The sequence below is a fragment of the Paenibacillus sp. GCM10028914 genome (assembly GCF_042666275.1).
GTDB lineage: Bacteria > Bacillota > Bacilli > Paenibacillales > Paenibacillaceae > Paenibacillus_AQ.
Window position 1 is genome coordinate 1 of record NZ_JBHTFO010000017.1, and the last position, 18,221, is coordinate 18,221.

The 18,221-nt window shown below is 41.8% G+C and carries 19 protein-coding genes; all 19 read right to left on the bottom strand.

The genetic code is table 11. The features are described from left to right. Positions 1–109: 109 nt before the first annotated feature. The 19 genes from ACFQV5_RS17390 to ACFQV5_RS17480 all read right to left on the bottom strand — a co-directional run bounded on the left by ACFQV5_RS17390 (position 110) and on the right by ACFQV5_RS17480 (position 18,212). Positions 110–577, bottom strand: a complete 468-nt coding sequence (locus ACFQV5_RS17390; RefSeq protein WP_379248641.1) for a double zinc ribbon domain-containing protein — start codon at positions 575–577, stop codon at positions 110–112. 143 nt (positions 578–720) lie between these two features. Continuing rightward, a complete protein-coding gene (locus ACFQV5_RS17395; protein WP_379248642.1) occupies positions 721–1,533 on the bottom strand; it encodes a class I SAM-dependent methyltransferase in 813 nt (270 codons plus the stop codon). Continuing rightward, complete coding sequence (locus tag ACFQV5_RS17400) at positions 1,505–2,518, bottom strand: phosphotransferase (RefSeq protein ID WP_379248643.1); 1,014 nt, start codon at positions 2,516–2,518, stop codon at positions 1,505–1,507. The genes ACFQV5_RS17395 and ACFQV5_RS17400 overlap by 29 nt, the downstream gene beginning before the upstream one ends. Positions 2,519–2,563: 45 nt before the next feature. Beyond that, on the bottom strand, positions 2,564–2,998 hold the full coding sequence (locus ACFQV5_RS17405) for a VOC family protein (protein ID WP_379248644.1): 435 nt from the start codon (positions 2,996–2,998) through the stop codon (positions 2,564–2,566). 210 nt (positions 2,999–3,208) lie between these two features. Beyond that, positions 3,209–5,296: a peptidoglycan D,D-transpeptidase FtsI family protein gene (locus ACFQV5_RS17410; RefSeq protein WP_379248645.1), complete on the bottom strand. Its 2,088-nt coding sequence runs from the start codon at positions 5,294–5,296 to the stop codon at positions 3,209–3,211. Positions 5,297–5,575: 279 nt separating this feature from the next. Then, a complete protein-coding gene (locus ACFQV5_RS17415) occupies positions 5,576–6,187 on the bottom strand; it encodes a hypothetical protein (RefSeq protein ID WP_379248646.1) in 612 nt (203 codons plus the stop codon). A gap of 195 nt (positions 6,188–6,382) precedes the next feature. Then, positions 6,383–6,739, bottom strand: coding sequence for a Rieske (2Fe-2S) protein (locus ACFQV5_RS17420; protein ID WP_379248647.1), 357 nt, complete (start codon positions 6,737–6,739; stop codon positions 6,383–6,385). A gap of 22 nt (positions 6,740–6,761) precedes the next feature. Then, a complete protein-coding gene (locus ACFQV5_RS17425) occupies positions 6,762–7,817 on the bottom strand; it encodes an amidohydrolase family protein (RefSeq protein ID WP_379248648.1) in 1,056 nt (351 codons plus the stop codon). A 29-nt stretch (positions 7,818–7,846) separates the two neighbouring features. Continuing rightward, a complete protein-coding gene (locus ACFQV5_RS17430) occupies positions 7,847–9,394 on the bottom strand; it encodes an extracellular solute-binding protein (RefSeq protein ID WP_379248649.1) in 1,548 nt (515 codons plus the stop codon). A 70-nt stretch (positions 9,395–9,464) separates the two neighbouring features. Further along, positions 9,465–10,325, bottom strand: a complete 861-nt coding sequence (locus tag ACFQV5_RS17435; RefSeq protein WP_379248650.1) for a carbohydrate ABC transporter permease — start codon at positions 10,323–10,325, stop codon at positions 9,465–9,467. A gap of 13 nt (positions 10,326–10,338) precedes the next feature. After that, complete coding sequence (locus ACFQV5_RS17440; RefSeq protein ID WP_379249415.1) at positions 10,339–11,259, bottom strand: ABC transporter permease; 921 nt, start codon at positions 11,257–11,259, stop codon at positions 10,339–10,341. A gap of 190 nt (positions 11,260–11,449) precedes the next feature. Continuing rightward, the gene (locus ACFQV5_RS17445) at positions 11,450–13,762 is read right to left on the bottom strand and encodes a helix-turn-helix domain-containing protein (protein ID WP_379248651.1); all 2,313 of its coding nucleotides are present in this window, start codon (positions 13,760–13,762) and stop codon (positions 11,450–11,452) included. A gap of 157 nt (positions 13,763–13,919) precedes the next feature. Beyond that, on the bottom strand, positions 13,920–14,606 hold the full coding sequence (locus ACFQV5_RS17450; RefSeq protein WP_379248652.1) for a hypothetical protein: 687 nt from the start codon (positions 14,604–14,606) through the stop codon (positions 13,920–13,922). Between the two features lie 98 nt (positions 14,607–14,704). Continuing rightward, positions 14,705–14,956 carry a hypothetical protein gene (locus ACFQV5_RS17455; RefSeq protein WP_379248653.1) on the bottom strand — a complete coding sequence of 84 codons (252 nt, stop codon included), beginning with the start codon at positions 14,954–14,956 and terminating at the stop codon, positions 14,705–14,707. A 112-nt stretch (positions 14,957–15,068) separates the two neighbouring features. Next, complete coding sequence (locus ACFQV5_RS17460) at positions 15,069–15,392, bottom strand: 2Fe-2S iron-sulfur cluster-binding protein (protein WP_379248654.1); 324 nt, start codon at positions 15,390–15,392, stop codon at positions 15,069–15,071. Between the two features lie 129 nt (positions 15,393–15,521). Continuing rightward, the gene (locus ACFQV5_RS17465) at positions 15,522–16,430 is read right to left on the bottom strand and encodes a hypothetical protein (protein ID WP_379248655.1); all 909 of its coding nucleotides are present in this window, start codon (positions 16,428–16,430) and stop codon (positions 15,522–15,524) included. Between the two features lie 12 nt (positions 16,431–16,442). After that, on the bottom strand, positions 16,443–16,748 hold the full coding sequence (locus ACFQV5_RS17470) for a histidine phosphatase family protein (protein ID WP_379248656.1): 306 nt from the start codon (positions 16,746–16,748) through the stop codon (positions 16,443–16,445). A gap of 19 nt (positions 16,749–16,767) precedes the next feature. After that, complete coding sequence (locus tag ACFQV5_RS17475) at positions 16,768–17,568, bottom strand: phosphotransferase family protein (protein ID WP_379248657.1); 801 nt, start codon at positions 17,566–17,568, stop codon at positions 16,768–16,770. 20 nt (positions 17,569–17,588) lie between these two features. After that, positions 17,589–18,212: a pyridoxamine 5'-phosphate oxidase family protein gene (locus tag ACFQV5_RS17480; RefSeq protein WP_379248658.1), complete on the bottom strand. Its 624-nt coding sequence runs from the start codon at positions 18,210–18,212 to the stop codon at positions 17,589–17,591. Positions 18,213–18,221 lie beyond the last annotated feature (9 nt).

Sequence of the window (18,221 nt, forward strand, 5' to 3'; positions counted from 1 at the left end):
TACCGAACTCATTTAGAGAAAGCTGCCTAATGAAATAACCGTGTCTAACTTTTGGGGGTCACTTCACCTACGGTGGCTTTTTAATGTTAAAAGAATCTCACATCTCACATCAGGTAATGATGAAGAATAAAACCAAGTGAACGAGAATCATCCCCATACCAAGTATGAGCAACATTTTGCCTGAATCCCGTTTATCACTGTCATCACTGAATGAAGCAACACCTCCAACAATCAGACCTACTATTGGAATAATGATCGTAGAGATCACGATCAGTGTCATCGAAAAACTATCCGGAATGGGGCTAAGTAATTCTTCATCATATCGTGAATACGTATGTGCAGATGGAGCACGAGATACCATAGTCCCACAGTACTTACATTTCATCGCGCCCTCTTCCAAAGGTTCCTGACAATGACTGCACTTCGTTGTTTTTCTTATAGTCCCGCCATTATACTGTTTGTCTGAATTCCGTGTACCTTGAGGTTCGACCTCACGGAGTGAATGGCCACATACTACACATAGAAGAGCCGATTCTTTATTACCTTCACCACAGTTAGGGCAAACTTTCACAGCCATTGAATGCACTTCCTCTCCAACCCATCATACAATAAGTATCCTCCAGGTGGGATAACTTTTCTATATTTATAAACCTATTCGCCCAGTCTCCAAACGATCTTCAAGGTTGTTTCAATTCATTTAACCTATACTAACAATTCCTCTTACATTCTCCGTCCGATGTACAGTAAATGAGAAGACAATCCAAGAATATGTGGGTTTGCCGCCTCAGCATAAATCAGTTCCATGACTGCTTTGAACTCATCTTCCCCGCGCGAGAGCCAATACCCAAACTGCTCTGACTGAAGTGAACCGGCAATGCTTGAGGAAGCAATCAAATCAATGGTCCTAAAACCATGGGACTCCATAAACGGCTTTATATCATCAATATTAAAATAATAAGCGCCTGTAAATCTTCCTTCATCACTATGATTAAAAATACCCGTTTCGATAAATTGGGTTATTTCATGAATATTATCATTCGGCTTCCACAGGTGTGGGTGAGTAAGTGAGGTCGCTAAGTGTCTCGTTCTGGTCATAAAGGCTGCAAATACTACCCCATCACTTTTTGTCACTCGGAATAGCTCCTGTACTGCCTGATTACGTCCTTCCTCGTCTTGGAGATGATACAACGGACCGAGCATTAAGGAAGCATCAAACTGTTCATCTTCAAACATATAAAGATTTCTGGCATCCGCAGCCTCAATGACTTTGAATTGTTCAAAAAGCTTCTGTTCTTTAGCTTTCTCGGAGGCTATCTCTACCAACCGAGGCGAAAGATCAGTAAGTGACACTTTAAATCCTTGCTTCGCCAATTCCATAGCATATTTTCCAGGTCCCGCACCGTTATCCAGCACATGACCATGAGTAGGTAAATGTTTTTTTATATAATGAAGGTTCACCAAAAATTCAATTGGTTCCCGATCTAGGCGCCCCCACTCATCGAACTTATCGTAATACTTCAGAATATTCTCCATATAAGTTCTCCTTCAATCGTTTGAAATAAGCCAACTTGTCGTCAATAAATGCATCATCGTAATCAATGCTTCCATTGATATGCGGATCTTTCAAACATAACCCCATAAGCCATAGCTGTCTTATACCGACAAATATAGGCACAGCTTTAAGATCATTTTCAGATAAATCTCTAACCGATCTATACCCTTCTATAAATGCAGTCCATAGACGTTCTAACAGATCCGGATCATGACCTACTCGAACTTCTCTGGATAGACGAAACTCTGCAATATCATAAGCACGCCAGCCATACCCACATAGATCAAAATCATAATGAGTCATCACTAAATCCTCTGTAAAGCTAACATTCGTATTTCCATGAAGATCTCCGTGGCATATCCCCCAATCTAACTGCTCCAAAGGTATATCTCGAAGTGAATGCTCTAATTGTTGTCCAAGCTTCTTCATGAATTCCACATCTTCTATTCGATGCTGCATACTGGATTCAATAACCTCTAGCGATTGATGTATAAGATAATTCAGATCAAGTATCGTTCTCTTGTATTCACTCTTAAAACTCTCACTTTGCAAATGAATATCAGCAACAGACTGGCCGCATAAATTACAGATTTCTTCGTTATCCATGCCTCTTTCAGTTCCTTCCGCGAAGGTGAACAGTACACCAAACCGCTTCCCTTCCGGCGCATCAAATGTTTGGATAAATTCACCATGAGTATCCGCAACAGGTAAAGAAACAGATATCCCCTTTAGATTCAAATAGTTTAAGAGTTCAAGTTCGAACGCAATTTCGGAATACTCCGCTCTCCAATCTCCTCGGTACACTCTAAAAACATATGGTTTTTCGGATGTAGTGACTAAGTATGTATCATTCATCCCACGTAAATAGTAACTCATGTTTAATATATGCTGTATGTTGTAATGATTTCTTAAATATTCGGCAAGTGCCTTATCGGATAACGTTGAATACGATACTGGAAAATACATTAAACTGAACACTTCCTTTAATAAAAGATTCGAAATTTCTCCTTCTTAAAAACCTTCCTTCATAGCTTCTACCGGATCGTATTTAGACCAAGCTGCCTCTAACAAATTCCCCTGATCATCTCTAAAATAAAAATATTTAGCTTCTCCATCTCCGAGAATATGGAGTTCATCTACATCAAGTCCATTCTGGTTCATGTAATCATGCGTATGCTCAATATTCGGGCAATTGATCGCCAACACCGGAAAAGGCTGGCCATTTCTTGAAATTTGCAATCTAGATTTATCCTCAGTTTCTACCAGCAGTACAGCAATCGAATATTGACCTGGATGATGAAGTACTGCTAGAAACGAACCGCGATCTTCAAATTTATTAATAAGCTTAAAATCAAGATGCTTCGTATACCATTCAATAGACGCGTCAATATTCGAGGAAGGGATATAGACATATCCGACTCTCGTGAATAAATAATTATGGCTCATGCAGAACCCTCCGGAATCTTTGATTTAATATTCGTAAACAATACAATAAGGCGCGTATATATGTTGTTATTATAAGTTACAAGATGAGATCGTTTCCATATAAAGTTAATCGATCTATTGTTTCAGATAAAAAAAGCCAGAAGCATATAGCTCCAGGCTCCCATCGTTAAGCCAAAAAGGAGAGATTATTACCTGTCTGACGCTGATTATTTATGGAGACACCTCCCCTTGCCCTGAGGAATCGCCCGCATCACCCTCTTCTTGTTCTGGAGCTCCCGCCTGCTTAGGATGAGGTGTACCATCCAAACCATAAATCTCGTCATAAGCTTCGAATATTTCCCGAGCAATAGGAGCAGCACTATAAGAACCAAATCCACCTTCAGGTACAACGACAGCTACAGCAAGTTTAGGGTTTACCCGGGGCGCAAAACCAATGAACACACCATTGTCCGTAACATATTTTTTCCCACCCGGATAAACATCTTGTTGCGAAGTCCCCGTCTTTCGAGCAAAATCATATCCGAAGCCCTCAAATGAGGGAAGACCTTGCGTGTTCATTCCTTTAATGACTTCATCCCAGTGAATCTGTTTCATTTCCACGTTATTTAGAACCTCGCGACCGAATTTTTTTACAACCTTTCCTTCCTGGTTCATAATTTTACTTACCAGTTGCGGTTTAATACGACTTCCTTGATTAGCTATCGTAGTTACATACTGAGCCAACTGAAGTGTTGTAAAAGCCTCATTCTGGCCGAAGGATGCAAATGCAAGTGCAGCAAGATGGCTCCCCGCCGCTTTAGTATCTGTATATTCTGCACGACCAAGATGCTCTTTTGGAAGTCCGGATTCCGTAGAAACACCCAAACCAAATTCATTCAAATATTTACCCCATACATCAATACCTTCACTTCCGTATTTAGCATAGAGTTTCTCTCCCACCCAATCAATCATAAAAGCGTTGGAAGAATTCTCAATAGCTTTCGCCGGGCTAAGAGGACCAAATGCTCTGCCTCCAGAGTTGCTCACGTTAGACTTTGTATCATTACCGATTTGGGCTGATCCTCTGTCTACATAGCGATCTCCCAAGCCAAAAAATCCTTCATTAAGACCAATTAGAACACTAAGTGGCTTGATCGTAGAACCCATAAACAATACAGATTCCAGATTGTTAGCCGACCTTCCAGATTCGTAGGGCCATATTGTTCCATTCGACCTATATTTAAGTACACGCTCCCAATCATCTGTCCCGTCCTTCCACACACTCGGGTCATAGTCAGGTATACTTGCCATTGCCACCACATTTCCCGTATCCACTTCCATCGCAACAGCATATCCAGTTAATGCATCTGGATGTGTTCTGCCTGAAAAAGGAGTTGTATGAAGCCATTCCAACTGATTCACAATCGCCTGCTCAGCTCTTAGTTGAATATCCTTATGTATCGTTGTGTATATATCATGTCCCTTTTCAGGTGCGACCATCGTCGGTTCGCCATCAATCATATTTTGCGGATTAATCGGGATGCTCAAGTAGCCATTCTTTCCCCGCAGCTCATTCTGAAACATCATTTCCAGACCATCTACCCCTACATATTCTGATTCCGAATATTTCAAACCAGGATCTTTCTGGTTCTTGTTTTCCTGATCAATCTTGTTATATTTCTCTAAACTTTTAACACCTTTAAATTCCTGCAGATAACCAATGGTCTGAACAGCTACCGTGTCCGTGTCATAATAACGTATGTTTTCCTCTACAATCTGAATCCCTGGAAAATCATCCTTATTTTCTATAAAAAAAGCAATCTCTTTCTCCGTCAAATCCCCCTTAATCCGCCTAGGTTCAAATCCGCCCTGCTTGTTAGACTTGAGGTCTAACTTCTTTATAACTTCTTCCGCAGTCATTTTTCCCGTTTTCGGATCACCATATTTAGCAAATACTTCAACAATCCGTAAGACAAGAGCTTCGATCTCCGGGTAATTTTCAAGCCCTTTGTCTGTAGAATCATCATAATTTTTGAGGAGGGTTACATATAAAGCGTGGGATGGCTTTGAATAAGCGATTGCCGTACCGGCAGCATCAATGATGCTACCTCTTATCGGCTGCAATGGATAATTTTTTGTCTGTCCACCCGTCTCCTGCTCGGTCAGTTCTGGTCCCTCTACAAACTGCAATATCGCAAGACGAATAATAATGACACTAAAAATAACAAAGGTGCTGAAGAAAAATATATTAATTCTCAGAATAACTGGATTTTCCGTTCCTTCATCCTTTCTTCGTTGAGCCTGATTATAAAATTTCATCCTCATACCCCCTCTTTTTTTCAGTAAGGACTAGACAACGGAATTCGGACTCCTCCAGTCTAGGTGGTGCTATAAACTAATCTATATAATTACAATCATCCTTGTTTAATTCGAACAATAGTAAAAATGTGGAATCCCTACTATAATATAAACGAATTTGAACCGTGAAAGTTAGTTAATATCGAAATTAAAAAAAGAGGAGCGGCTAAGCCACTCCTCTTTCCGTTAAGATTTTCTTGTTCCGCCAATCCCCGTCTTATCCGTCGAAGTTAGATCAACTTAAGTTTTCACTACCTTTATCTTTAGTAGGAGTACAAAGGAATGATTCTTGATCATCTCATCGATCGACTGGCTGTCTTGATAATCATAAGTGCGTATCTTGTTGTCCTTCGTCGTCCGATAAACGGCTAATAATTTCGTCTCACCCGAATTCAAACCAATCTCCTCATCTCCAATAGAATAGCCCCAGGAGCTTGCCATGGAAGATAGATCAAACTTATCAGTATTTAATTTTGTAGGTGGCGCTTTCACGGAATTGGAATAAAGAAATAGAGAGGCATCCTCACTTCTTGGATTAATGAAGCCAAAACCCATATGACCTTCATTTGTCGGTTCCGGACTTTCACCATAATTTAAATCAATCAGATGAAATGGTTCCATTTTCTGACCGTTACTGTACCCCTCCACCCAAATATGAACCCAGCTTTGATCTGCATGGGGTAATTTAAGATTAAAATCATACAATATTCCCAAACCTAAATCTTTAAATACATTTTCATATTCCGAATTAGAGTTAGCAGTAATATACGCAACCTTCTCCTCCTTCTCGGTTTCCGCACTACAACCAACAAGGCTTAATAGCACTATAACAGCAGTAACATGTAAAATCATTCGACTTATATGCTTCAGATAGGTGCCCCCCTTAGATAACGAACTTATTTGTAAAATAAAAACTACTTATCTGTATAAATTCCAATATATCACATATTGTTTCTTTTGTTCCCCTCGAAACCCTAACTCTCTCCATAAAAAAACCGTGCTGAAATCAGCACGGTTCGCTAATAAACTCTTTCGGCTAACAGATCATCATTTTCCCACCACAATCCCTACTCTGCCTTCATGAACCTCAACCTTATACTTCTTCACACGAATTTTGTCACTGAATAAAGATTGGCCTGTTTGTAAGTCAAATTCCCAACCATGCCATGGGCAGCGAACAATTTCACCTGCTCTTCCATATTCGTAGTCGTATACTTCCGAGGGAAGTGTCGTTCCAGAGACGAATCCCACACAGATCGGTGCTCCTTGATGCGGGCAATAATTAAGGATGGCATGATACTCCCCATTTACCCGATAGATACCGATTTCTCTTCCTTCAATAGACACTACCGTGTGGCCGCCCTCTGGAATTGCGCCCTCCTCCAGCACATAGTGCACCGCCATAGTGACCCTCCCATGCCCCAACTTAAGTTAATTGATACAGCTCCTTCGCATTCTCATAAAAGATCTTCCGCCTTGCTTCCGGTTTAAGTTTCCGTAAAATATGACCAGGCGAGTCGAAGTCCCAATGCGGATAATCGCTTGAATAGAGTAGTATGTTCTCAGCATCAATCATATTAAATAGATCGATAAGATGCTGTGGATTATCAGGTTCTTCGATCGGTTGCGTAGATAAGTAACAATGTTCGCGAATGTACTGGCTTGGCATTTTCTTCAACCAAGGAACGGTTGAGCGCAGCGCTTTATAATTTTTATCCAGGCGCCACATCAGACCTGGCAGCCAAGCAATCCCGCCTTCTACCAACACGACCTTCAGTCTTGGAAATTTCACAAAGACTCCTTCGCACACCATACTCACCAGGTGTACCATAAACATCTGAGATAAGCAGGTATGCCACTCAATATAACGCGTCGGGTAACCTGCAGCGGTAGGGGCCGTCGAGCTTCCCCCACCTTCCGCCCCCGGATGAATGGCGACAGGCAAACCGTTACGCTCTGCTGCTTCGTAAATCGGATGATAGTGGCGCTGTCCAAGCGGCGAGCGGGCCGCGCTTGAGATCATTACCTCCACGATGTCCGGGTGCCCGCCGACTCTATCGATCTCACGCGCTGCGAGCAACGGATCCTGAGTTGCAACAACCATTGCTCCTTTAAACGCCTTATGCTTGCCAAGCCACTCAGCAATCAAGAAGTCATTGTAAGCTGAACAAATGGCTGCCGCGTAATCAGGGTCATGTGTAGAAGAGATGTTGTAGACAACTCCCGTCAGCACTGCATAATCCAGATTATATCCTTCGATCAGTTGCTTGATCATGAAATCAGGATCAGATCCCGCTCTTCCTCCTCCCGGAGGAATCGAATCCTTCTTCATGACGCCAATCGGTGAATAGTAGCCAGAACCGGCATATCCAATACCTGATGCTGCAACCCGCGATCGCCAGGGCTCCTTCAAATAAGGGAGTAGGGCGGCGTCCTCTTGCTCGTTATGAACGTCGACATCAATAATTTTGTATCCGTCCATGTCTTGATTCCTCCATCTCCATCACAGAATTACTTACCGTACGTACGCGAGTATGAGTTGTTATACATGTTAAGAAGCTCATCAGAACCTAGCTTTTTCGCTTGGTCAATAAACTGCTGATACGTAGTATCGTTAATCGGTGTTTTGCCAGTTACAAACTCCGTAACCTTTTGCTCTAGAAATTTATTTAAGTTGCTTAACTTCGACTTTTCAAGCTCAAGCTCTTCTTCTGTTTTAACGATCTGTTTCGGTGCAGGAATAATATACTCCGCATATCTAGCATTGATGTCCTTGCTTTTCTCACTTAAACCACGTTCCCATACTTCACGGGATTTCGCATTATTTAGTGTAATAAGGTCATACCAGACACCCCAATCCTTGCGTAACGTAGTAAACGGGGATGCTCCGAAATCCTTGTTATAAACGGGTTTACCATCCTCCATCGTATACGTCTTACCTTCAATTCCTAAGGACAGGTAATTCGTCCCCTCTTCACTGACTAAATAATCGAGGAATTGAACAGCCCGCTCCTTATCTTTCACTTTCGCTGAGATCGCCCGACCGACACTACCAACGACTGGACGGGAAAACTGATAATTTTTGATACCTTCTGCGGCGAAGGATGGAATCGCATCAAGCTCATAATCCGCTATTCCGGCACCTCGTGCTTTCGTGACCAATGATTCAAGATCTGCCTTCCAGAAAAAAGTAACTAATGACTTTCCTGTTAATATTCTTTCTTCCCACTGTGCTTGCGTAAGCAGTGAGTACTCAGGATCAAGCAGTTTCTCTGTATAAAGCTTATTCAGAAACACCAGCATATCCTTATAATTCTCATGATAAGGAGCGAACGCATATTGATCCGTTGTTGGATCCATATTGTAGAATCCACTTATGCCTGTGAATATTCTTCCGAATGTTGTATACAGTCCTGTATCGCCAACGATTGCGTTTGAAATAAGAGGATAGGAGTCTGGATATTTTTCTTTAAGCGTTTTTAAATATTGATAGAATCCATCTACCGTTGTGGGGGCTTCAATTCCATGCTTATCCATGATGTCCTTGCGGGCATACCAGATAAAATTAAACCCCTTGCCCTCTGCATCACCTTCTAGTACGGGGACAGTATAGAGTCCTCCGTCTGTTCCCGTAGCCAGCGCTTCAGCTTCAGGGTATTTCTCATAGAACGCTTTCAGATTTGGGGCTTTATCCAGATAATCCTTCAAGTTCAAGAACACCTTTTCCGGACCATGTTCTCTACCATCCTGTGTCGGTACTTGGATAAAATCGGTTGCGGTGTTCGTAGCAATCATAATCTGTCTTTTCTCTTCAAGCCCTTCTTGGCTTACGATCTGAAATTCGACCTTGACGCCTGTCTTCGCTTCAATCTCTTTAAATATCTCCCAGTCATCACGCACTTTTCCTTCGACCCGATCGTAGACAAGCCAAGAGAATGTAACTGGATTATCTGGACTTAACGTACCCGAATCTTTCTTGCCCCCACTAGTGCATCCCGTTACAACCATCGCACAAAGTAATAGGATCGCAAGTGCAGTTCTGAACCCCTTTCGCTTCATTCCACAACCTCCTTTTAATATGGCAATCAGCGTTTCTATATAGAGATGGATTTCTTCACGGAATCCATAACTATCCCTTAATACCTCCAATCATTGTTCCCTGCACAAAATACTTCTGAATGAACGGATAGACACACAGAATCGGCAATGTTCCAATAATAATCATGGCATATTTCAATGTTTCCAGATGGGTCAGATCCCCTTCACCCTGCACATTCGTGCCGGCGATCAGAATATTGCGCATCATAATTTGCAGTGGATACATATCCCGATCATTCAAATAAATTAGGGCATTAAAAAAGGCATTCCATTGATTCACAGCAGTGAAAAGGCCAATCGTGACCATTACAGGCAATGATAACGGCAGGACGATTCGAACTAGGATTTGAATAGACCCACATCCATCAATTGCCGCTGCGTCCTCAAGCTCTTCTGGCAACGCCTCAAAAAACGTCCTCATGATAAACAAATACCATGTGCTGATCAGCGACGGGAGGACGATAGCCCATATCGAGTTTAAAAGGCCAAGCTGCTGAACGATAAGGAAGGTTGGGATCATCCCTCCGCTAAAGAGAAGTGTGAAAGCGGCCAATAACAGAATGACTCTTCGGCCCGGCAGCCATCTTTTCGCGAGCGGATACGCCATCGCAGATGTCACAATAAGTGTCAGCACCGTTTGAACGAAAGCATACCGAATTGTATTCCAATAGCTCACCCATAGATCAGAGTTATAAATAAGCTGCTCATAAGCAATAAATGTGATATTTTTCGGCCAGAGCAGTACGGCACCACTCGCCACCAGCGCATTATTGCTGATTGACGCTGAGAATACATACACCATTGGGTAGACCATCACGATGACAAGTATGATCATGACCAGTACATTTATCACATCAAACAACCTGGAAGCTAAGCTTTCCTTTTGCTTCATTTCACACCTCCCCTTACCACAAGCTAGTCTCTGAATATTTGCGAACAATCCTATTCGCTGCAACAACGAGTATGAAACCAATCACAGATTGGAATAAACCGACCGCTGTTGCGAAGCTGAAATCGGCATCGAGTATACCTCGCCGGTAGACAAAGGTATTGATGATATCCGATGTTTCATAATTCATCGTATTGTAGAGCAGCAATACTTTTTCAAAACTCGCTTCCATAAAATTGCCTAATGTAAGTACGAACAATATAATCATGACCGGGATCATGCCTATGAATGTGATATGCCGGATTTGCTGCCATCTGTTCGCTCCATCCATTTTGGCTGCTTCATACAGTGTTGGATCAATCCCCGCGATAGCTGCCAAATACAAAATGGTACCCCATCCAACCTTTTGCCATATCTCAGAGCTCACATAGACCGTTCGGAACCACTCCGGTATACCAAGAAACATAATAGGTTCTATTCCGAACACCTGCGTTAGGAAGTGGTTAATAACCCCAGTCGTTGGAGAAAGAAAGGTAACCAGAATCCCAGCGATAACCACCGTAGATAGGAAGTGCGGTAAATAGCTAATGTTTTGTACAAATCGCTTAAACCATTTGCTTTTTAATTCATGGAATAACAGAGCCAGAATAATGGGTGCCGGGAAATGAAACAAAAGATCGTATACATTCAGCATGATTGTATTGCGAATCAACTTCCAAGCATCGGGGGTGACATAGAAGAATTCAATGAAATGCTTCAGTCCGACAAACTTACTTCCAAAAATACCTCGGCCAATCGAGTAGTCCTGGAAGGCAATGATAATGCCGTACATGGGTGCGTACTTGAAAATCAAATAGTATAAAATCCCAGGAAGCATCAACAAGTACAACATTTTGTGTTTTTTTAGAACGTAGCCGATTCGCGATAGCTGCACTATTCATTCTCACCTCCGTTTGTAAGCACTTACATCATTGTTGTTGACCCCACTATACGAGCTGCACTATGAGGCGTAAAGCGTGCATCTTTTCGTTATGACTCTTGTTTTGCGCGCCCTGATTACATAAGGTTTTTCACCCTTTATATGCAAAAAAAGAGACTTCAGAAAATAATGCAGTCTCTTCTTTCACTTATTGATGAATCGACCGATATTTCGCAGGGGTAATCCCTTCGTATCTGCGGAAAGCTCGAATCAACGAGTTTCGGCCCCAGTACCCCACTTTCTCAGCAATCTCATCAATTTTCATATCGGTTTCGAGCAAAAAGTGTTTCGCCTTCGTCAACCTGCATTTCGCAATGTATTCCACATACTTTTCACCAACCTCCTCCTTGAAGGTACGGCTGAAGTGTCCTATAGACATATTCGTCTTTTCCGCAAAATACTCGATCGACAGTTCTTGGCCATAATGCTCATGAATGTAATCCACAATCTCCATGAATTGCTGTCTTCGACTGTTGGTTTCAACCTTTCGAAATAAAAAGCCATGAATCTCCTCGAAACATTGCCTCAATTCGTCCCATGTCATACAGCGGTTCATTCGTTCGAACAGACTTGAGTAATAAGGGACATTTAATTCGTTATGCTCCGATTCCACAGCACGGATCCATGTGTTCAACACATCAGCGAATAAATATTTCATCTGTACTGCCGCTGCATCTCTTCGCCTTCCATCCTCCAGTAAATCTAATACGGATTGGAGCAGCTTATCGTATTCTCTTGTCTTGTATTGATTAAGGATTCGATTCACTTCTTGTACCGATAAAAAGGAGTCCCATTGCTGAAGCTCACGCGATGGCTGACTACTGCAAATTTCAACTGTAGAATGTAGTCCACGATACTTAAGCACTGCAACCGCGTGCTCATATGACTGATGCAGCTCTTCAATGGATAGAACTGTTTTGCCAATCCCGATGGTGGCTTTATAGTAAGCACTGTACTCCAGTAACACGAGTCTAACTCTCTCAGCCATCTGGTCCGGTTTCTCCACCCGTATCGGATCATGCTGGATAACACAAGCTAGCAAGTCAGGCTTTGTCTGACAGAGCCAAACCATATCAGGCGCTAGCTTGTGTATTTTCTCTTTCAATTCCGCGAGCAGAAATGTCTTCGTCGATTCCGATGTAGAATCGTAAACATGAGAATCATAATGGAAGGAGATACACAGTACCGTTCTCTCAACTTTATCGTTGTTGTATGTAAACTCAATCTCCCTTGCGTAATACTCAATCGACAAGGCATCTCTATACTGGCCCAGAAGGATTTTCGTAAAGAATTGCTCTTGTATAATCGGAAGCATCCCGTTCACCATTTGGAACAACTCTTTATTTTCCGTCATGATCAAATTCGAGTATCGTTTAATAACATCAAATTCATCTCCTTCGTTCCGCAGCTCCTCACTGGGGTGGTGATGAGAACTCAGCTCATCCTTGATTTCACGAATCGGCCTGTATAAACGCCGGCTTAAATGATATGATACGAGACCCCCGATTAGCAGGAAAAAGATGAGGAATACCCAACTTATGATGCGAGTCAAGTATACGGGTTTCATTAATGTACCTAAATTAATCAGGCTAATATAATGCCAGGACTCGTCAAAGCTCGATTTCATGAATGACAGGCCTGTCTTGTCCAAGATTGTGAATTGAGAGGGTTGTCCATCATTTCGCACACGCTCTTGCAGCATTTGCTGATCTTGCTTGGACAATCCGATCTGTGAAATCAGTTTACCCGTATCATCCACAATAGCAGTACCTGTGACCCAGCTTTCTGGAATATAAATTTGCTCCTTAAGTTTTTCAGATTTCATGTTAACCAAGAGATACACATCAGGAGAGGCGGTATTGAAAGGGTAACTCATAGAAGCGGTTATAGATGTGGGTGAATCAATAAAATCCATCATTTTCTTACCGGTCAATTCGGCTTCAAGCTTCCTGTGCTGGCTAAGATCCATGTCAGAACGGGATGTGAAATAGTAGGATTTATTCGTATACGTTTCCGCATCCACGATAAGGTCCTCGTGTACAAAATAATAATATGCTTTCTCGACCAAATCATCCGATTCCAGCTGCCTGAGCTGCTCACGAAGCGAATGAAGCATTTCCGGGAGCAGCCCATTATCCGGAGATGAAGACATAGGTGTTAGGAGCACACTCCGCAGTCTCGATGTACTGAGGATATTTATCATATTCGTTTTTAATGATTCGAGCTCCGCATCAGTCTGCTCAGAGAGTCGACTCATCATAACGTTGTTGAAACGCTCTGCATCCTCTTCAATGATCCGAACGACAAGCACATGTGCAAGTACACTTGCCACAATGACTGGAATAAGGATGAGTAGGAAGTAGTTCGCGAACATCCGCCAAAAAAGATTATGTCTGATGGGAGATGAGGAATTTGTGGCAACTTGCTCAGGAGATCGATTTTCTTGTAAGATTCGCTTCATTGTTGCCCTCCTCATATTTATAGTGGTACTAATTTGCGTGTTGAACGGTTCATGCCTTCCGTCATTTATACTATATTGGGCTGGAAGTTATATTATTACTTCATAGAAACTATGCAAAAAAAACAGCCCTTCTCAGGCTGTCTGCTGATAATTTAACTTACTGTTCATTTTGCTTAACTATGATGGTATTGGATTTCTGTATGAACTCTTGGGGCTGATCCAAAAAAAGATAGATTTGGTCAACCTTTTTGCGGACTCCATAGGCACCCATTACTGTGATTGGAGTGTTTAGTTGAATGAAGATGTTAGGCTCAGTAAACAGAGGAGTAAATGACGATTTTAATTGTTCCTTGCTTAGTTTATCAAACTTTATGGCGGAAACAGACTCAATTGTCTCCCCTTTGATCTCCGCCAGCATCTGGTTGCCATACCGAATTGTCATTCCCTTATCGGAAATCAGGATTGGATTTATATACATTGCCCGGATTTCAGAAATTAGCATTAAAATTATATACAAATTTCCAAATGAGATCAGCCATGCAACCATATGTGACCACTGTGTCAGCAAAATGTGAACAAGAGCACCTTCAAGCAACAGTAGTTTCGATGCAAATAACACAACAATGAGCGCCCCTGAATTAATATGATAGCTAAACGATGAAGATCCCGATCGCGAATAAGGCTTCATCTTCCAAGAGAACAAGGCGTAATACAATAATGATAGTTCGTAAGCTAGCACCGGGACCATTTTGGAATGATTGAATGTGGTATCCAGACTTCCCCGAAGTGCTTCGATGGGATGCACTTTCTCCAAGCTGCTCTGTCTTGTCTTGCGTATATTCATAATTACTGAGTACATGATATAGCTAATGAACGCGACCTCTATAGGTATTAATATGTACTTCACAACATCAAGTGTTCCTTGAACGGAGTTCGGCATCATCAATACCAATGCAATATAACCCAAGAGTGCGAATGGAAGAACGGACAAGATTGAGTTTTTTTTTGCCTATAAACAAAGAGATAGAGCAGCAGTGGAATAACAACTACAAAATCCAATGTCATTCCTATCGCAAGAACTTGATCAAACTGTTTAAACAGAACAGAGTTAACTAGAATAAGATCGACCAAGATAATCAAGAAACTGGCAGCCACGAAATAAAACATGTGTTTTCGTTGTAGTTTGACCATCATTCAACCCCTCCCTACTCTTTTCCAATCCAAATCATAGGTCAAAGAGGGGCTGCTCTAAGGATCTCTGCAGATCTTCGGAGTCAGCCCCTATCCTGGTGTATAAATTTGATAGTTATTCCTGTGGACGTGGACCCGCATCCAATCCCGTCGAACCCACCGTCTTGATTAACCGAATCGATACATCCTCATGCACGCGAACCTGGCAGGATAACCGAATAGACGGATCCTCAATTCCTTTGTTCTGACGAACGGTTGCTTCCGCTTCACCTATAACCCCCAGATCACCTGTTAGCACTTCAACAGCGCATGTTGTGCATCTAGCGTTACCGCCGCAGCGGTGCAACACATCTACCCCTTCATCTTCTAAGGCTAGAACGAGTTTCTTTCCTTCTTCAACTTCAATTGGTTGCTTTCCCTCTACTTGAATTAATGGCATAATAATCCCTCCTATATTGGATGAAAATAATATGAATCTTTGATGCTATAGAAAAACAGCAATATTAAATATACCATTAATCCAGCATACAAATGTTACTTGTGATCAAAAATTTCAACGCTCATATATTCATAATTCAATTCTATTAAAATTCCTTAAAGTTCTAAGGGCGTTAAGTGTGATGATCCCTTTCCATTCTTCCTTGGCAATCAACCATTCCTCTTCAAACTGATACCATGTCCAATTCGGTGCCCAGGAACCATCCTCACCTTGCTGTTCAATTAATTCATCCAGTTCTGCAGGAATAAATTCAGCATACTTCTTGTAATACTGAGAGCTTGGAGAACTTACTACACTGAGCGGAGTAGCACCATATCCCTCTCGGTTCTCCGGATTAATACTCACACAATTATCCAAAAACACATGCATAGTATCCTCTATTTTCAGTTTCTGTGCCTTATCAAACTTCTCGAATAAGTGAATGAAACAGAATAACTCATGCATTTCGTTAAGCTCACATCTGTTAACAAGATAATCTATGGAATAATCGATGTGGTCTTCTAATTGGTCTATTTCATAGATGGATTGATAGTCAATACAATAGCTCAAGATATCAGCGCTCGGATTTCCCCAGTGATCTGCGAAGGCACCATAATTCCACCATATCGCTCTCGGTGATTGCTCCGCTTCCTTAGGAATGATGTCCCAGCCGTTTCGATGAGCGTTGTATGTATTCTCAAAAAAGCGTAAAGCTTTCCTAATCATCTCCGTTTGTTCTTCATCCTTCTGTGGTGATAGATGGAGTATCTCTAATGCCCTAGTCGTTGCAAGTGCGGATGATTCCATGCAGCGAAGATCGGGTTCAAGACCATGTCCAAATCCTCCGTCTGTGTTTTGATACTTTCTTAGTTCTATCAGAACATTAGAAAAAGGTCCTTCTTCAAATTCATACTGATATATAGATCTTTCTAGCTTTCTTGTCTTATCTTTCATAAACTGTGTAGCTTGATTAAATCGCTCTGTCGTCAGTTTTTTCATCGTGATTCATCCTTACTTTTTAGATTTATCAACTTCCTTAACCAAGTGTTTGATGCAGTTATAGGTGAGGCATTTCCATACACCCTCAGTCCTTATAATCTCAGTCACAGATGTATTACCGAGTAAATCTTCCGCCTCGAAATCCGGAATCAATCCTTTTAACGTATGTTTTAAAATAGCTCCATGGCTTACTATTAAAATGTTCTTACTCGGGTTGGAGCTTTCAATCTCATTTAGACACTCTGCTCCTCTAAGTCTTCCTTCCTCCGCTTTTTCAATGCCTAGATCTTGCTCTCTCCAGTTTTCTCCCCATTTCATAGGGATAAACCTATCGGAGCTAAAATATGAACTGCAATCGTTTCCTGATTAGCTTTAATAGCGGCTCCTTCTCTTCCTCGGGTACCCACTCTACTAGTCTTGCGGCTGCTACTGGCAAAATCCATTGATCAATTTCAGCAATAGTTAATCCTGATATCTGGATATACTGCTTTAAATATTCCGACTTCATTCTTGTTCTCAAAAATTGAATAACCATGCTTGCCAACCTCGGGGTGCCCTCAGGAATACTCCCAAACTCCAATAGAATTAGCGTTCTCGCAACATCCCCGGCAGGATGTCCGGACATTCCTGTCATCCAATCAATAATATAATTATCGTCACTAGTCATCACATTATCGGGATGAAAATCAGCATGACATAACCTGTCTCCAACTGGCAACTGATCGGCATATGCTATAATTCTCTGCTTCTCCTCCTCAGTAAGATACGGTGCAGCACGAACGTTGTCACATAACACCTTCTTCTGAATTCTTATTGCATCGCTTAGGTGATGACTGTGTATCTGGTAATGCACTTTCGCTAAAATCCTAGAATATTTATGAATGAACCAAGGCTTTTGTTTCATCATATGGAGTAAGGTTTTTCCAGTGATCTGGTCATACACAATGCCTCTTCGATTATCATAATCGATAACTTCATAGGATTTAGGAGTAGGTATCCCCATAGAATAGGCTAACTGACTAATACCATATTCCTCTTGAATGCCATCCTCGGGAAAATTAGGATAGAATAGCTTGAGTACTTTATCAGGTTCATATGTAACAATCTCAGCACACCTGCCACGGCCGATGGTTCTCAATCCTTCTCCCCCGATCTGTTTCAGTAAAGTCTCTTCTCATAGGATTCTCTTAAAGATTTCGAAACCTCGTCTTCCTTGGTCCCCGTATGTGCCGCAATGATTCTAGCGGGATTAGGTAATCCTATCTTGTCTTGCCAACTTTCAGGGTCCCATAGTTTCGATCTTTTGAAAGCCTTGGCGCAGTGCATATAGCATTCCTCTACCGAAACACCGATCCCTAGGGACGGAACTTTACCATTCGCTTTCATGGATTCCAGTAAGTGAGGATCTTTGATCACACACGCTGTACCATTAATTCGTAATGTTTCCTCTAATTGAGGGATTACGAAGATGATGCCAATATGTGGGTTCGATAATATGTTGAGTATGGAATCCAGTCTGCGGTTCCCTGGTCTTTCTGGAATGACAAGATGTTTGTTATCGATAATATGTATAAATCCCGCTTCATCTCCCCGGGGAGAGACATCACAATTACCCAAGTTATCCGAAGTTGAAATGAATATCATAGGTGAGCGATGGATAAAGTCAACACAGTGGCTGTCTAAATAATCGATCGTTTTTTTCATAACCAGTGGACTTGGAAACCCTAATAATTCTCTTAACTCTTCCTCACATACAATTCGATCTTGAAATGGCTGATTCATATGATTGCT

Bases quoted from the DNA above. Each gene is read 5' to 3' on its own strand.
- ACFQV5_RS17390 (WP_379248641.1), bottom strand. From the start codon at position 577: ATGGCTGTGAAAGTTTGCCCTAACTGTGGTGAAGGTAATAAAGAATCG.
- ACFQV5_RS17395 (WP_379248642.1), bottom strand. From the start codon at position 1,533: ATGGAGAATATTCTGAAGTATTACGATAAGTTCGATGAGTGGGGGCGC.
- ACFQV5_RS17400 (WP_379248643.1), bottom strand. From the start codon at position 2,518: ATGTATTTTCCAGTATCGTATTCAACGTTATCCGATAAGGCACTTGCC.
- ACFQV5_RS17405 (WP_379248644.1), bottom strand. From the start codon at position 2,998: ATGAGCCATAATTATTTATTCACGAGAGTCGGATATGTCTATATCCCT.
- ACFQV5_RS17410 (WP_379248645.1), bottom strand. From the start codon at position 5,296: ATGAAATTTTATAATCAGGCTCAACGAAGAAAGGATGAAGGAACGGAA.
- ACFQV5_RS17415 (WP_379248646.1), bottom strand. From the start codon at position 6,187: ATGATTTTACATGTTACTGCTGTTATAGTGCTATTAAGCCTTGTTGGT.
- ACFQV5_RS17420 (WP_379248647.1), bottom strand. From the start codon at position 6,739: ATGGCGGTGCACTATGTGCTGGAGGAGGGCGCAATTCCAGAGGGCGGC.
- ACFQV5_RS17425 (WP_379248648.1), bottom strand. From the start codon at position 7,817: ATGGACGGATACAAAATTATTGATGTCGACGTTCATAACGAGCAAGAG.
- ACFQV5_RS17430 (WP_379248649.1), bottom strand. From the start codon at position 9,394: ATGAAGCGAAAGGGGTTCAGAACTGCACTTGCGATCCTATTACTTTGT.
- ACFQV5_RS17435 (WP_379248650.1), bottom strand. From the start codon at position 10,325: ATGAAGCAAAAGGAAAGCTTAGCTTCCAGGTTGTTTGATGTGATAAAT.
- ACFQV5_RS17445 (WP_379248651.1), bottom strand. From the start codon at position 13,762: ATGAAGCGAATCTTACAAGAAAATCGATCTCCTGAGCAAGTTGCCACA.
- ACFQV5_RS17450 (WP_379248652.1), bottom strand. From the start codon at position 14,606: ATGAATATACGCAAGACAAGACAGAGCAGCTTGGAGAAAGTGCATCCC.
- ACFQV5_RS17455 (WP_379248653.1), bottom strand. From the start codon at position 14,956: ATGATGGTCAAACTACAACGAAAACACATGTTTTATTTCGTGGCTGCC.
- ACFQV5_RS17460 (WP_379248654.1), bottom strand. From the start codon at position 15,392: ATGCCATTAATTCAAGTAGAGGGAAAGCAACCAATTGAAGTTGAAGAA.
- ACFQV5_RS17465 (WP_379248655.1), bottom strand. From the start codon at position 16,430: ATGAAAAAACTGACGACAGAGCGATTTAATCAAGCTACACAGTTTATG.
- ACFQV5_RS17470 (WP_379248656.1), bottom strand. From the start codon at position 16,748: ATGAAATGGGGAGAAAACTGGAGAGAGCAAGATCTAGGCATTGAAAAA.
- ACFQV5_RS17480 (WP_379248658.1), bottom strand. From the start codon at position 18,212: ATGAATCAGCCATTTCAAGATCGAATTGTATGTGAGGAAGAGTTAAGA.